14 protein-coding genes are annotated in these 14,907 nt (G+C 49.0%); 4 read left to right on the plus strand and 10 right to left on the minus strand.

The window, feature by feature from the left end:
* Nucleotides 1–20 precede the first annotated feature (20 nt).
* The 4 genes from ftsP to IX31_RS18750 all read right to left on the minus strand — a co-directional run bounded on the left by ftsP (nt 21) and on the right by IX31_RS18750 (nt 5,424).
* Nucleotides 21–1,433, minus strand: coding sequence for a cell division protein FtsP (ftsP, locus tag IX31_RS18735; RefSeq protein WP_034460993.1), 1,413 nt, complete (start codon nt 1,431–1,433; stop codon nt 21–23).
* Nucleotides 1,434–1,528: 95 nt separating this feature from the next.
* Nucleotides 1,529–2,284: a 1-acylglycerol-3-phosphate O-acyltransferase gene (locus IX31_RS18740; protein WP_034460995.1), complete on the minus strand. Its 756-nt coding sequence runs from the start codon at nt 2,282–2,284 to the stop codon at nt 1,529–1,531.
* Nucleotides 2,285–2,464: 180 nt separating this feature from the next.
* Nucleotides 2,465–4,735 carry a DNA topoisomerase IV subunit A gene (gene parC / locus IX31_RS18745; protein ID WP_034460997.1) on the minus strand — a complete coding sequence of 757 codons (2,271 nt, stop codon included), beginning with the start codon at nt 4,733–4,735 and terminating at the stop codon, nt 2,465–2,467.
* Nucleotides 4,736–5,019: 284 nt separating this feature from the next.
* Complete coding sequence (locus IX31_RS18750; protein ID WP_034460999.1) at nt 5,020–5,424, minus strand: YgiW/YdeI family stress tolerance OB fold protein; 405 nt, start codon at nt 5,422–5,424, stop codon at nt 5,020–5,022.
* Between the two features lie 192 nt (nt 5,425–5,616).
* On the opposite strand from IX31_RS18750, the gene qseB reads away from it, so the two are divergent.
* The 4 genes from qseB (at nt 5,617) to IX31_RS18770 (ending at nt 8,679) form a co-directional block, all read left to right on the plus strand.
* Complete coding sequence (gene qseB, locus IX31_RS18755) at nt 5,617–6,279, plus strand: quorum sensing response regulator transcription factor QseB (RefSeq protein WP_034461000.1); 663 nt, start codon at nt 5,617–5,619, stop codon at nt 6,277–6,279.
* Entirely contained in the window at nt 6,273–7,628 is a 1,356-nt protein-coding gene (qseC, locus tag IX31_RS18760; RefSeq protein WP_034461001.1) for a quorum sensing histidine kinase QseC, read from the plus strand. Before qseB ends, qseC begins: the two co-directional genes overlap by 7 nt.
* Nucleotides 7,629–7,749: 121 nt before the next feature.
* A complete protein-coding gene (locus IX31_RS18765) occupies nt 7,750–8,331 on the plus strand; it encodes an NAD(P)H-dependent oxidoreductase (RefSeq protein ID WP_034461002.1) in 582 nt (193 codons plus the stop codon).
* A gap of 30 nt (nt 8,332–8,361) precedes the next feature.
* Nucleotides 8,362–8,679 (plus strand): putative quinol monooxygenase, encoded by a 318-nt coding sequence (locus IX31_RS18770; RefSeq protein ID WP_034461003.1) that lies wholly within the window; start codon nt 8,362–8,364, stop codon nt 8,677–8,679.
* Nucleotides 8,680–8,761: 82 nt separating this feature from the next.
* Here IX31_RS18770 and IX31_RS18775 read toward each other — a convergent pair whose 3' ends face one another.
* The 6 genes from IX31_RS18775 to IX31_RS18800 all read right to left on the minus strand — a co-directional run bounded on the left by IX31_RS18775 (nt 8,762) and on the right by IX31_RS18800 (nt 14,454).
* Nucleotides 8,762–9,652, minus strand: coding sequence for a dihydrodipicolinate synthase family protein (locus IX31_RS18775; protein WP_034461004.1), 891 nt, complete (start codon nt 9,650–9,652; stop codon nt 8,762–8,764).
* A 147-nt stretch (nt 9,653–9,799) separates the two neighbouring features.
* Complete coding sequence (locus tag IX31_RS18780; RefSeq protein WP_034461005.1) at nt 9,800–10,681, minus strand: MurR/RpiR family transcriptional regulator; 882 nt, start codon at nt 10,679–10,681, stop codon at nt 9,800–9,802.
* A 179-nt stretch (nt 10,682–10,860) separates the two neighbouring features.
* Complete coding sequence (gene nanQ / locus IX31_RS18785; RefSeq protein WP_034461006.1) at nt 10,861–11,325, minus strand: N-acetylneuraminate anomerase; 465 nt, start codon at nt 11,323–11,325, stop codon at nt 10,861–10,863.
* Nucleotides 11,326–11,336: 11 nt separating this feature from the next.
* Nucleotides 11,337–12,818, minus strand: coding sequence for a sodium:solute symporter family protein (locus tag IX31_RS18790; RefSeq protein WP_034461008.1), 1,482 nt, complete (start codon nt 12,816–12,818; stop codon nt 11,337–11,339).
* 66 nt (nt 12,819–12,884) lie between these two features.
* Nucleotides 12,885–13,760, minus strand: a complete 876-nt coding sequence (nanK, locus tag IX31_RS18795) for an N-acetylmannosamine kinase (protein WP_034461010.1) — start codon at nt 13,758–13,760, stop codon at nt 12,885–12,887.
* A gap of 13 nt (nt 13,761–13,773) precedes the next feature.
* On the minus strand, nt 13,774–14,454 hold the full coding sequence (locus tag IX31_RS18800; protein WP_034461012.1) for an N-acetylmannosamine-6-phosphate 2-epimerase: 681 nt from the start codon (nt 14,452–14,454) through the stop codon (nt 13,774–13,776).
* Nucleotides 14,455–14,907: the final 453 nt, after the last annotated feature.

The following is a 14,907-nucleotide window of genomic DNA, read 5'->3' on the forward strand; positions in this document are numbered from 1 at the left end:
ATGGAAAGGGCCTAAATGGTTTATGGCGCAGGCTGCACCAGCAGCTGCCCGATAGATCCACGGTCCGCCATTTCAAGCGTCTGACTTGTATACAAGAATGGGAAATGTTCCCAGGAAGGCTGACCAAAATAGACCAGTAACTCGACCTGCCCATCAACCCAAACCGTGTCTTTCCAGCCGCGGTCTTCACCAAATGGTGCCGCGCCATTGACGTTTTTAATCAGGAAACTCACACCTTCAATATGGAAGGATTGCGGCATATCGGAACGCACAGTCCAGCGCTCCCAGGTGCCTTGCTGAGTCTGAATATCAATGCGTTTCATATCCCATAGCTGACCGTTAATGCCAGGATCTTCGCCGAGTGTAATTTCACGGCTACGCGCCGGGTTGCCATTGATAATCTCATCCGGCAGAAGACGCATTGGTAATGTATCAGTCACTAACGGCAGCAGGCCGGTGGCACGCAACGTGAGAACCAACGTGGAAATAAGAATGCTCGACGGCTCGAAGAAGCCACGGATTCTATCCATGATACCGGCAGCTTCACCGCAGGTTATCGACACTTCTTTGCCGTCACTCATATCCACCAGAATCTCACGGCGTTCGCCCGGAGCCAGTGAAAGTTGCTTCACGGAAACCGGTGCTGGCAGGAAACCCTGGTCACTGGAAATCACGTGCATCGCGCGGCCATCGCTCATTTGCAGCAAATAGCGGCGCGAGTTGGAAGCGTTCAGCAAACGCAAACGCACCCAACCGCGAGAGACCTCAACATATGGCCCCTGCACACCATTCACCAACAATGTGTCGCCCACAAATCCACCATTGCCCGGCTCTTCATATTCAGGCGCACCAAAGTTATCGAGGCGCTTATCCTGAATAATGACCGGGAAGTCATCGACGCCATAGTGGTTAGGAATCGGCAGCGACTTACTCACTTCATCTTCAATCAGCCACATGCCCGCAAGGCCATTGTAAACCTGCTTTGCGGTACGGTTAGGCGTGTTGGCATGATACCAAAGCGTCGCTGCTTGCTGGCGAATAGGCAGAACCGGGGCCCAATCCACATTGGGTTGCATCATACGTGCAGCACCGCCCATAAGCGGGCCTGGAACCTGTAAACCGGCAATCGTCATAGCGATATTTTCTTGTAGACGATTGCTGTAAATCATCTTCACGTCATCACCGCTCCATACCCGAATGGTCGGCCCGAGATAACGTCCGTTCAAACCCCAGACCGGCGCTTTAGCACCGCCGGTAAATGACCAATGCGCGCGCTGTAAGGTCAGGAACAAAGGCTGACCACGACGAGATTCTAATAACGGCGGTACGGGTAAAGGTTGCTGCAGCCCTGCTGCGTTTGCCCTCAGTGGCACCGAGCCTGCACAAAGTGCGACTCCTGATGCCTGGATAAACTGACGCCGACTGAGTGACATATTAACTCCATGTGAAACTGACTAACGTGGTGCGGCACAAGACGTGCCGCCAAAATATCCCCGTCATACATCTAATTGCAGGGGTATAAAAATGATTAATTCGCCTGCTTTTTCTCAACTCGGCCGGAGGCTTCACGCTCAGCGACTTCTTTATCTAATTCGGCGATTTTTTCCCTCATGATATCGCGGCAATGCGTAGCGAGTTTACGCGCCTGATCTTTGCCATAACCACTGATATCAATTGGCTCCAGCATTTCGACAATCACCAAACCGTTATTCCAACGGTTTAGCTTAATTTTATTGCTGGTATTGGAAACACACACCGGAATAATTGGGACGCCCGCAGCAATTGCGGCATGGAAAGCGCCGGTTTTGAACGGTAACAGGCCACGACCACGGCTACGCGTGCCTTCAGGAAACATCCAGACCGATATTTTACGTTTCTGAATTTGTGCCACAACCTGGGAAATGGTGCTGAGAGCTTTGGCGCGATTATCACGGTCGATAAGCATATTTCCAGTCAGCCAATAGATTTGGCCAAAAAATGGAATCCACAGCAGGCTCTTTTTACCAACAGTAACTGTCGGTGGCTGCACAATATTCGCAGCAGTGACCATGTCGAAATTATTCTGGTGGTTACAGATATAAATCGCCGTCGGGTGATTTTCATGACCTTTCGGTAAACGGGTTTCGACTTTCAAACCGAATACCGGTGCCAGGCGCCCAAACAGATGGCCAAAAGTTGCAACGTGGCGCGGGTTACGTGGGCTGAACAGGCAATAAATACAGCCAAAAATGCTCACCAGGATGCAATAAATTATAACGATAATAAAACGTACGATGGATAGCATAACAACCTCAAAAGCCAAAAGCGCTGACAAGTATACCCTAAATAATTCGCCATGCAGGAAAGCACCAGACTGTAAGCATGGGGGTAGTCAGGGCTCTGCAACTTGAATGATGACGGGTGTACGACTTGCTTAAGCGTAAAACATACCAATCTGGCGGCCTTTAAGCCGCCATTTTTTTGATTACTCTTCGCTATCACCTGCACTTGCGCGAAGCGGAGAATCAACTTCAACACGATCAATGCGTTGTAGACCACGCATCAATGTGCCGCGACGACCTCGCTCACCAGTGATTTTTTGAAGCTCTTCCGGACGAAGTTTAATTTTGCGCTTGCCGACGTGCAAAGTAACGGTGCTTTGCGGCGGCAATACAAATAGATGAACCAGTTTGTCTTCGCCGTTTGCTGCTTCAGCAGTTGGAATAGAGATAATTTTATTCCCTTTCCCTTTAGAAAGCTGCGGTAAATCGCCAACAGGGAACATCAACATACGCCCCGCAGCGGTGATTGCCAGCAGCATGTCATCAACACTTGAAATCTCTACCGGCGGCATCACTTTTGCGTTTTCCGGCAATGAGATGAGCGTTTTACCCGCACGGTTACGTGACACTAAATCATTAAAGGTACAGACGAAACCGTAGCCTGCATCTGACGCCATCAGTAATTTTTGATCATCAGGCGCCATTAATACGTGTTCAACGACGGCACCCGGCGGCGGTGTCAGTTTACCGGTAAGGGGTTCGCCCTGCCCGCGCGCTGACGGTAACGTAATCGGGTCGAGAGCGTAGCTACGCCCGGTGGAGTCGATAAATGCCACCGGCTGGTTGCTCTTGCCTTTAGCACAACCCAGGAAGCTATCACCCGCTTTGTAATTCAAACCTTGCGCGTCGATATCATGGCCTTTGGCGCTACGCACCCAACCCATTTGCGACAGCACGATAGTGACGGGTTCAGACGGCGTCATGTCGTGCTCGCTCATGGCTTTCGCTTCACCACGTTCACGCAGTGGCGAACGACGATCGTCGCCATAAGCATCTGAATCCGCCTGCAACTCTTTCTTCAGCAAGGTATTCATTTTGCGTTCAGACGCCAGAATGCCCTGCAATTGGTCACGCTCTTTTTCCAGCTCGCTCTGCTCGCCGCGAATCTTCATCTCTTCGAGTTTTGCGAGGTGACGTAATTTCAGCTCGAGGATAGATTCAGCCTGGGTTTCGCTTAATTCGAAACGCGACATCAGCACCGGCTTCGGCTCATCCTCGGTACGAATGATATGAATCACTTCGTCGATATTGAGGAATGCCACCAGCAAACCTTCGAGGATATGCAGGCGTTTGAGTACTTTTTCGAGACGGTAGCTAAGGCGACGGCGCACCGTTTCACGACGATAAACCAGCCATTCGGTCAAAATTTCCAGCAGGTTTTTCACCGATGGACGGTTGTCCAGGCCAATCATATTGAGGTTGATGCGATAGCTTTTCTCAAGATCGGTGGTGGCAAACAGGTGGTTCATCACCTGCTCTACGTCGATACGGTTAGAACGGGGAACAATCACCAGACGCGTTGGGTTTTCGTGGTTCGACTCATCGCGCAAGTCTTCAACCATTGGCAGTTTTTTAGCACGCATTTGGTTGGCGATTTGTTCAAGTACGCGCGCGCCGGAAACCTGGTGCGGCAACGCGGTGATCACCACATCGCCATCTTCTTTTTTCCACACCGCACGCATACGCACAGAGCCACGGCCGTTCTGGTAGATTTTGCGGATCTCTTCACGCGGGGTGATGATTTCGGCTTCTGTCGGGTAATCCGGCCCCTGAACAATATCCAGCAGCTCATCAAGCGTAGTTTTCGGCTGGTCAATCAGAGTGATTGCCGCTTTCGCTACTTCACGTAAGTTATGCGGAGGGATGTCGGTTGCCATACCAACGGCAATGCCGGTGGTGCCGTTTAGCAGGATATTCGGCAGACGCGCAGGAAGCATTTTTGGCTCCTGCATGGTGCCGTCAAAGTTTGGCACATAATCAACCGTCCCCTGCCCTAACTCTCCCAGCAGGACTTCAGCATATTTCGACAGACGCGATTCGGTATAACGCATCGCGGCGAAGGATTTCGGATCATCCGGCGCACCCCAGTTTCCCTGGCCATCAACCAGCGGGTAGCGATAAGAGAAGGGTTGTGCCATCAATACCATGGCTTCATAACAAGCGCTGTCGCCGTGTGGATGGTATTTACCCAGTACGTCACCGACGGTACGGGCAGATTTTTTGAATTTAGCGCTATTGCTTAACCCCAACTCCGACATCGCATAGACGATACGACGCTGTACGGGCTTTAAACCATCGCCAATGAACGGCAGGGCGCGGTCCATAATGACGTACATGGAGTAGTTGAGATACGCATTTTCCGTGAATTCGTGCAGCGCAAGGCGTTCTGCACCATCATGAGTTAAATCACTCATTAATTATTCATCCTCAAACTGACGAGCCGAGTGTTGCCACATACCCTAAATAATTCGCGTTGCACAAAGACGGCAAACTCAGTAATCCCACAAGCTTACTTGAGTAAGTGACTGGGGTAAGTGAGTGCAGCCAACGCACATGCAGATTGAAATATGACGGGTATAAACGGCGTAATTGCCGCCGATAGTAACCTATCTGGCAGTCGTAGTCACAGAGGAGTGCGTATCTTTAAGAGAAGTAAGGGAGGAAGAAATGAGCCGCAAATGGCGGCTCATTCGGGGCATTATTTTACTTTAGTAATTTGCTTCACGTCGATTTCAACAGAGTTCCAGTCCTTATCGACTTCACCTTGAATCTCAACGGTATCTTGCGGAGTGATGGTCTGGCCGTTCCAGCGCTTATGGTCGATATCGACATTAATGGTGCCAGAAGTATCACGGAAGATGTAATGGTCGCCGCCGATGCGTGACTCAATCTTGCCGCGCAAAGTGACCCAGGTATCGTCAGACAGTGACTTGGCCTGTGTCGCCGTGGTGTTGCTGCCACTTGGGCCGACAAAACCGCCTGCGGTTTGAGTTTGTGTGGTGGCAGGAGCTGCGTTCGGATCAGAGAAACCGCCCTGATTTGCAGCCAGTGCAGGTGCTGCGGTAATAGCGAGAATAGTCATAATAGCGGCTATTTTTTTCATTTTAATTTTCCTTTTATGAATGATTTCATGAGTGCTATTTAACGTGATAGATCTTAACGCGATCTTAATTCTCCCATCAAAAATCGCTTTTTTTAGTCAATTGTGCACCATGCCGAAGCATCGTATTTTTCCCCTGTACACATCCTCGCAAAAGTTATTAACTTCCCGCAAATGGGCAGTAAGGGAAACACCATGCGCATATTACTAATTGAAGACGATAAGCTCATTGGCGATGGACTCAAAGCCGGGCTGACAAAAATGGGCTTTACCGTCGACTGGTTTACTGATGGTCTTCAAGGCCAGTCAGCTCTGAGTTTAGCCCCCTACGACGCAGTGGTGCTGGATTTAAGTCTGCCGGGAATCGACGGACTGGATATCTTAAAATACTGGCGTCGTAATGGCCGAACTGAACCTGTGTTAATTCTAACCGCGCGCGATGCACTGGAACAACGTGTTGAGGGATTACAACTTGGTGCCGATGACTATTTGTGTAAACCCTTTGCGTTAATAGAAGTTGCCACTCGCTTACAGGTTTTAATTCGCCGTAATCATGGGCAGACGCAATCAACCCTTTGCCACGCTGGTGTTGAACTTGATCCGATTAAATTAACCGTTACCCGCGACGGCGAACCACTGCTGCTAAAACCTAAAGAATTCGCCTTGCTGGAATTATTTATGCGTAACGCAGGACGCGTATTACCGCGCACGCTTATTGAAGAGAAACTTTATAGTTGGGAGAACGATGTTTCCCGAAATGCGCTGGAAGTGCATATCCACCATTTACGCCGCAAACTCGGCAGCGGGTTTATTCGTACAGTGCACGGCATTGGTTATACGTTAGGTGAAGAATGCTAAAAAGAGTGACTCAGAGTTTACGCGCAAGACTCATTGCCGGGTTTATTTTGCTCACGCTGGTTGCCTGGGTTGGCGCAAGTGTTGCTGCCTGGCAGCAAACCAGCAAAAACCTCAATAAACTGTTTGATACCCAACAAGTGCTGTTTGCCAAACGTCTGAGTGCTTTGGAGCTTGATGGTGTGCAAAGCGATACACAATTGCCTCGTACCAAAAAGATGATTTCGCATCATCGCGGTAAGCAAGATGATGACACCCTCGCCTTCGCCATTTATACCGCCAACGGGCAGTTGCTGCTCAATGACGGCGACAACGGCAGGTATCTCATCTATCGCTACCAGCGTGACGGATTTGTTGATGGCAAGCTGGCGGGCGATGACGATATGTGGCGCATGGTCTGGGTGACAACACCTGATGGAAAATACCGTATCGTGGTAGGTCAAGAGTGGGAATACCGCGAAGATCTGGCACGGGATATCGTTTTGTCTCAACTTACTCCGTGGCTTATCGCCTCACCGATGATTTTGCTGTTGTTGGTATGGCTGGTTAGCCGGGCACTCTCCCCGCTCCACAAACTGGCGCTGCAATTACGTAGCCGTAAACCAGACGATGCCAGTGAACTGCCAACACAAACGCTGCCGCAAGAAGTGCGCCCTTTGGTGATAGCACTTAATCAGCTATTTAGCCGTACCGGGGAATTTATGCAGCGCGAACGGCGCTTTACCTCTGATGCCGCACATGAGCTACGCAGCCCACTCGCCGCATTAAAAGTACAGGCCGAAGTGGCACAGCTTGCGCAAAATGATGAACCGATGCGCGATCACGCACTGAGTAACCTGAGCGCGGGCATCGATCGTGCGACTCGCCTGGTCGATCAACTGCTGACCTTATCGCGGCTGGATTCTTTAGCGGGTCTGGATGATGTGCAAGAGGTAGCTTTTCAGCCGCTACTGCAAAATGCGGTGATGGATGCGTATCACGAGGCGCAGCGTGAAGGCATTGATATTCGCCTTGATATTCAGGACGCAAAAGTAACACGCCAGGGTCAGCCGCTACTGCTTAGTTTGATGGTCAGAAACGTGCTGGATAATGCCGTGCGCTACAGCCCGCGCGGCAGCGTAGTCAACGTCGTTCTCCAGAGTCACGAAATTACGATTACCGACAACGGCCCGGGCGTTAGCCCTGAATATCTGAGCTCTTTGGGTGAACGCTTCTTCCGTCCACCCGGACAGGAAAAAACCGGCAGCGGTCTCGGGTTATCCATCGTCAGAAGAATCGCTGCATTACACGGTATGCAGGCGATTTTCTTAAACGCCACCAGCGGTGGATTTCAGGTAAAAATACACTGGTAAAAACAGATTCAGCCCTCTGATTATTGCGTTTTTAGCAAAAGTCTTTGCCTATTTATGGCATTTAACTGTGACAGCCATCACGGTAAACTCCGCGCCAGACGCAATTATTCGAGGAATAACGATGAGCAACATTCTGATTATCAATGGTGCGAAAAAATTCGCCCATTCTAACGGCCAACTTAACGACACCCTGACCGACGTCGCGGAAAGCTTTTTGCGCGACCTCGGGCATGATGTTCAGGTCACACGTACCGACAGCGAGTACGACATTAAAGAAGAAGTCGCAAAATATATGTGGGCTGATACCGTGATTTACCAGATGCCAGGCTGGTGGATGGGCGCACCATGGACCATGAAGAAATACATTGATGATGTATTTACTGAAGGTCATGGCTCACTGTATGCAAGCGATGGTCGCACCCGTTCTGATGCAGAGAAAAAATACGGTTCCGGCGGCCTGATCCAGGGCAAAACTTACATGTTGTCACTCACCTGGAACGCCCCGCTGCAAGCATTTGAAGATAAAGAACAGTTCTTCCACGGTGTTGGCGTTGATGGTGTTTATCTGCCATTCCACAAAGCTAACCAGTTCCTTGGAATGGAAGGCCTGCCGACCTTTATCGCCAACGATGTAATGAAAGCGCCTGATGTACCGCGTTTTATCGCAGAATACCGCGAGCATCTGGGCCGAGTTTTTGCTTAACTGTCTTATGTCGACAACAAGGAGTTGAACATGATTACAGTAATAGCTGAAATTCGTACCCGCCCTGGTGTTCACCATCGCCAGGCTGTACTGGACGCGTTTGCAAAAATTATTCCTACCGTGCTCGAAGAGGAAGGCTGCTTTGGTTATGCGCCACTCATCGACCATAACGCACAAGTCGCGTTCCAGACCACTGCACCAGATTCTGTGTTTATGCTGGAAAAATGGGAGAGCGTGGCTCACCTGGAAGCTCACCTGCAAACACAGCATATGAAAGCGCACAGCGTCACGGTTAAAGATGACGTTCTGGACGTTCATATCCATATTCTGGAAGACGCAATTAAGTAATTGGGTTTACCGAATCATTAAAGGGAGCGGTGTTTACACCAGCTCCCTTTTTTATTTTCTAAACCTGAATATTGCAGGCAGATTAAAGGAAATCAGCCTTGCGGAAGGCTTGCAGCGCATCTTGCTTTTGCTGCTCAGTCATTGGGCGCAGCGGACGACGCGGGTCGCCGACATCAATGCCATGGAGTTTCATCGCAACTTTACCAGCCGCAACACCACCGTACTGCACCAGCACGCGGATGATAGCGATGACCTTATCCATGCAACCAGCAACATCTGCCTGGTCACCACGATTAAAACTCTCTATCAGGCGGTGATACAAAGGCGCTGCGTAGTTATAGGTGCTGCCAACGGCACCAACCGCACCACATGCCAGGCCCGCAGGTAGAAACTCATCCACACCAAATGGAATATCGAACTGGCCGTTATTCACGCGCACACAGCGTTGATATTCATACATGTCACTGGAGTTAAACTTCATGCCAGTAAGGTTAGGAATACGATCGGCTGCAACCTGTAAAAATTGCTCCATATCGAGATTCACACCAGACATGCCGGAATGGTAATAGTAGAAACCTTTAGATGGTGCAGCTGCAGCATTGATGCGGCAGTATTCGACTAAGTCTTCGATGTTACCCGGCTTGAAGAAACAAGGACCAATCACTGAGGTAGCAAAGATATCTAAAGTTTCAGCATGGCGGCTAAGTTCAACAGAGTCTGCGATACTCAGAGCACCAGTATGCAAAGTGATACTCAATTTACCCGCACTTGCACTCACCCAACGTTCTGCAATTTTTTTGCGCTCATCTACCGAGCAATGAATACCTTCACCGGTAGTTCCCAGTACATAGGCACCTTTAACACCTTGCTTAATCAAATGTGCAGCTATTTGGTCAATAACCGGATAATTAACACTACCATCAGCGGTAAACGGGGTGTGCGGCGCGGCGATTAAGCCAGTTAACTTTTCCATGCAAGCCTCTTTGGAGTTTTACTTCTAATGATTTGCGATTATGAAGTTTAACTCTATATTAAGGCGACAAATGGAGTGATGCAACCATGGCTGCATAGCTAAAATGGCTTAATACATTGAACTGTGATCAATGCCGCTAATGTGGCATTACTTTGCGATGTTAAGTGCGTCCATGGTACGCAACTTACTTTCCCGGGCTTGCTCTGGTGCAGCTTGTACCAGCAAGGTGTAGAGCAAATCCAGTACAAATAGTTGTGCTGTCTTAGTGCCAATCGAATCGCCTTGCAGCATCCCCTGGCGGTTACCGTTGATCAGGCTAAAATCGGCTATTTCAATAAGTGGGGAGCCTAAATTATGGGTCAGCGCTACCGTTGTAGCTCCCGCTTGCCTGGCAAGCTTGAGGGCATGGACGGTTTCCGGTGATGTACCAGTGTGGCTGATAGCAATCGCGACATCGCCCGCTTTGAGTAATGTGGCCTGCATATACATAAAGTGATTATTAGTAACTGCATCGACCCGCAAACCAATACGCATCAGCTTATGCTTCATATCTTCCGCCGTAATTCCCGACGAACCGACACCGAAAATATATACCGAGTTACTGGTACGCAACGCATCGACTACCTGATTAACCTGATTCATATCCAGCAGGTTTAAGGTTTCAGACAACACATTATTAATGGTGCTTTGCAGTTTCAAACCAATGGTATGCGCATCGTCTGACTCAGTGATTTCTCCATCCAACAGCGGGCTACTGTTATCTGTATCCATCGTGGCTAACTCAATAGCCAAATCCATTTTAAAATCTTGAAAACCTTTATAGCCCAGGGTGCGACAGAAACGAATAACGGTGGCTTCGCCAGCCTGTGTTTCGCGTGACAACTCGGCGATAGAGAGCTGAGTCACCTGCTGTGGAGAGGTCAGAATATAGTGCGCGATCCGCTGTGAAACACGCGTCATGCTATTTTGCATCGCACCCAGTGTGTCGAGGATTTTTCCGGGTTTAAGACGTAGGGCTTGAGACTCCATAATTTCCTGCTCTTGAGTGCGTGTTGTGGCAAAAAGCCTGCAATATTGAATGGTTGAGAGCGTAACAAGTCTGTGGCATGAAAAAAAGCGCGATGTAAGCATAGGGGGTATGCGTACATCGCGTCGTCAAAGAAGAACTAATTTACGGCTTAATATTATTATGGCTTTAAAACATCATGTTATAGACAGCGATAATGCACTTTGATGACTACCTTACTGATTGACTGCGCCGTTTCGCTGATACAGCCTGGTTTATGTGGCTCCCCTGGAAGAAATATCGCAAACATTCCGGGTTGCATATGCAAAGTCTGGCAAGGCGCGACCTCATCACAAAGCAGATAATCATCATCCTGGTGATAAACATCTGGCTCTATTGCCGCACCAACGGGGCCAAAATCAATGCGCTCATGGCCACTAAGTAACAGCTGAATATCAAGATATTCGCGATGCTGCTCGTAACGCTTGCTCTGCGGTTCTGAGGTATCAAAGCTCATAACATTCATAAAGATATCGTCGCCGTCTATTTCATGGCGGCCCGCACTTAGTGTTTCCGGATGCCTTGCCAGTGCCTGCTTAATAATAGCCAGTAGCTGAGGAGCGATACCGGTCTGAGCACTGAGCTCTGAAATGCGTCCTAAAATCATGATGTCACCTTTTACTCACGTGTTTCACCAAGCGTCAGCGCTGGCGCTGAAGCAAATAATGGGGCGAAAATAACGCCGCTGATAACTACACTCAGACAGCCAACCACACCATAGAAGAAGAAATTCAAGTCTGTGGCATAGCGGGCAAACAGCACCGCTACAATACTGACCACAATGCCAAGAGTGGCACTACCCGCATTGGCGCGTTTGCAGAAAATCCCCAGCATAAACAGACCTGTCATCGGGCCACCCATCAGCCCAATCAAGCTGTTAAAGGCATCCCAGATTTCTGATTCATTCGCCATCACCAACCATACCGTCGCAGCGCTACTAAATAGCCCGGCAATAAGGATCACCAGTTTCGCCATACGCATACTGTTTTCTGGGGTTCTCTTTTTGCTGCTCAGTCGTTGATAAATATCGGAGTTAAAGCAACTGGAGATGCTGTTCAGGCTGCTTGAAATACTGGACTGCGCAGCAGCAAAAATAGCGGCGATAATCAAACCGGCAATACCTGTAGGCATTTCTGTCACCACGAATAGCGGCAAGATTCCCCCGATGTTAAAACCTGCGGGTAACAGGCCTGGGTTTTGTTTGTAGTAAACAAACAGAGCCGAACCGATAGCAAAGAAGAAGATAGGAATAATGGCGATAAGCTTAGCGTTGGTCAGCAGTGTTTTCTTCGTCTCCTCGATGGAGTCCGTCACGATATAGCGCTGGACCACGTCCTGGCTGGCAGTAAATTGTTGAATATTGGCAAACAGAAAACCAATCATCAGTACGGGCACTGTGCTTTCCGTCCAGCTCCAGCGGAACTGTGAAGTCGGGAAGAATTTATCGGCATGTTGGGTCACGGTAAAAATCTCGCCGAACCCGCCCTGCACCTTAAAGCAAATTACGATGAAAATAAGCACCGCGCTGCCCGATAACAACAACCCCTGAATAACGTCAGTCCAGATAACCCCTTCGATACCGCCCATCCAGGTGTAAATAATGCACATAACACTAATCAGCAGCACTAAAACAATAGGGTCAATACCAATAAATGGTCGCAGAGCCAATACCGTTAAATAAGTGATAATGGCGATACGGCCAATGTTAAACATCATAAAAGAGAGACTGGCGAACAAGCGGCTACGAACATCAAAACGAGCTTCAAGATATTCGTAGGCAGAGGTTACTTTTAGCTTTCGGAAGAATGGAATATAGAAGTAAAAGACAACCGGCAAAATAGCAATAACCAGATATTGGCCGAGAATAAATGTCCAGTCAGTGGTGAATGCCTTGGCTGGAATGGACATAAAGGTAATTGAGCTTAGCGTAGTAGCAAATACACTGACACCTGCAGCCCAGCCAGGAATTCGGCCGCCGCCACGGAAATAATCATCAGCCGTTTTCTGCCGCTTTGAAAAATAGACACCGACTAACATCATGGCCAGTAAATAGCCGAAAAGAACAACGTAATTTAAGATGCCGAAAGAATGAGTCATTATGGCACTTTCCTACTTATGGTTTTATTAGGGTGAGGTAACTGTCTGAATTTTAAATTTTATAAACGATCAGACTGCGCGATATTCAGACCAGAGGGCAGCACCCATTAACCCCGCATCATGCAGATAGTGAGCTGAATAAACTGGAACATGGAATGCCACGGGTAGTGTTGCGAGCTGCTTTTCCACCTGTAGAAGGTAACCCTGGGCAAGCCCGACGCTACCACCTAGCACGATGCATTCGGTATCCAACAGAGCTTTAAGATTGGCAATCAGTTGGCAAATTGCCTGTGCTGAACGCGCAACTAGTTGTTGTGCCTGCTCATTTCCTTCCTGCGCCAAAGCAAAGATTTCGCGGGCATTTTTTCCCAAAAGATCGTGCTGAGCCCCTGCTGCAATGGCTCGCCCGGACGCTATGGCTTCAACACAACCAACACGTCCGCAACCACACATCGGGCCATTCGGATCCGCCTGGGTATGCCCAATGTGGCCTGCAAAGGCATGAGGACCCGTTAGCAACTCACCATTGATCACGATGCCACCACCTACTCCTGTGGAAACCGTAATAAACGTAACGTGTTTGAATTGAGCTGACAGATGGCAATATTCTGCCCAGGCGGCAGCCTGTGCATCGTTGAGAACTACACACGGCAACCCCGTGAGACGTTCAACGGTCGCCTGCAATGGAAATTGATTCAGCCCGCCGAGATTATCTGGATTTAGCGCAGTAAGAATTCCGTTATCAATAATACCTGTAGAGGCAATCGCCACCCGCTGTGCTTTCCCTTCATAGACTTCAACCAAATGAGCCAGAGCCTGCTCCAGAGCTTGTGGCTCTGCATGTGCCGGAGTGGGGATCTCCGTGCGTAGCGAGATTTCATGCTGCGAGTTGATAAGCGCCGCGGCCAGCTTGGTACCGCCGATATCAATAGCAAGTGTGTTCATCATCTTCTCCGGCTTAGCGCTTAACGGCATCACTGAACCACTGGCAAATATGTTCAATACGTGTGATGGCTGAACCAACAGTAACAGCCCATGCGCCATGATTGATAGCCTGTGATGCCAGCTCAGGAGAGTTGTAACGACCTTCAGCAATGACGCGGCAGCCAGCATCGCTTAACTCTGACACCATCATCAGATCCGGTCCTTCAGGCGTAACTGAAGTGGTGTAACCAGACATCGTTGTGCCGATAAACTCGACGCCTTTGTGTTTGCAGTTGAGGCCTTCTTCTACCGTGGAACTGTCTGCCATTGCCAGCAATCCATGATGGTGAATACGGGCAATCAGTTCATCAATGGCCACCGGGCGCGGGCGGAATGTTGCATCAAAGGCAATAATGTCTGCTCCGGCTTTTGCAAGCGCATCAACGTCATGCAAAAACGGGGTGATGCGCACCGCTGAGTCTTCCAGGTCGCGTTTCATAATGCCAATGATTGGAACTGAAATAAGTGGCCGTACCGCCTCCAGATTGGCGATTCCTTCAATGCGTATGGCAACAGCTCCCGCAGATACAGCAGCTTGCGCCATTGCTGCCACGATATCAGGCCTGTCCATTGGGCTTCCGGGTACGGGCTGACAGGAGACGATAAGCCCCCCGCAATCACGCACGCTTTGTTCTAATGCTGTTAGTAGTGACATTGTGCTCCGCCTTGCAAACTCAAATGAAGTTTAACTCCAAAAAAAGAATAGCGGATGGAGTATTACTATTTCAAGCTACAAACGGGAAAAATGTGAGGAGGGTCATACGCACGGGGTTCGCGAGATCGGTAACCAAGATTTTTAACTTGTGAGGATGGTCGATAAAGCGAAATCTGATGCAGAGAAAAGCAAAGTGTTTTTTTCAATCAGGCCAAGGATGTCATATCACTGGATCTATTTACCCCCTTTTTTTCTTTAAAAACCATCGTAACCCTTAATATCTGAAAGCATTATCTGAAAGAGGTAATTCCACCCAACGTATGAAAAAAAGCTAATCGATTCTGGCATCTCATTGAGTTCACAAATGCGCTTTAGCTATTTAATATATTCTGTAAAAATAGGGCATTACAAAATGAAAAGTATTATCAATTTCTGACTCACTGACTTCCGTTG

The organism is Buttiauxella noackiae (genome assembly GCF_000737905.1).
Taxonomy (GTDB): Bacteria; Pseudomonadota; Gammaproteobacteria; order Enterobacterales; family Enterobacteriaceae; genus Buttiauxella; species Buttiauxella noackiae.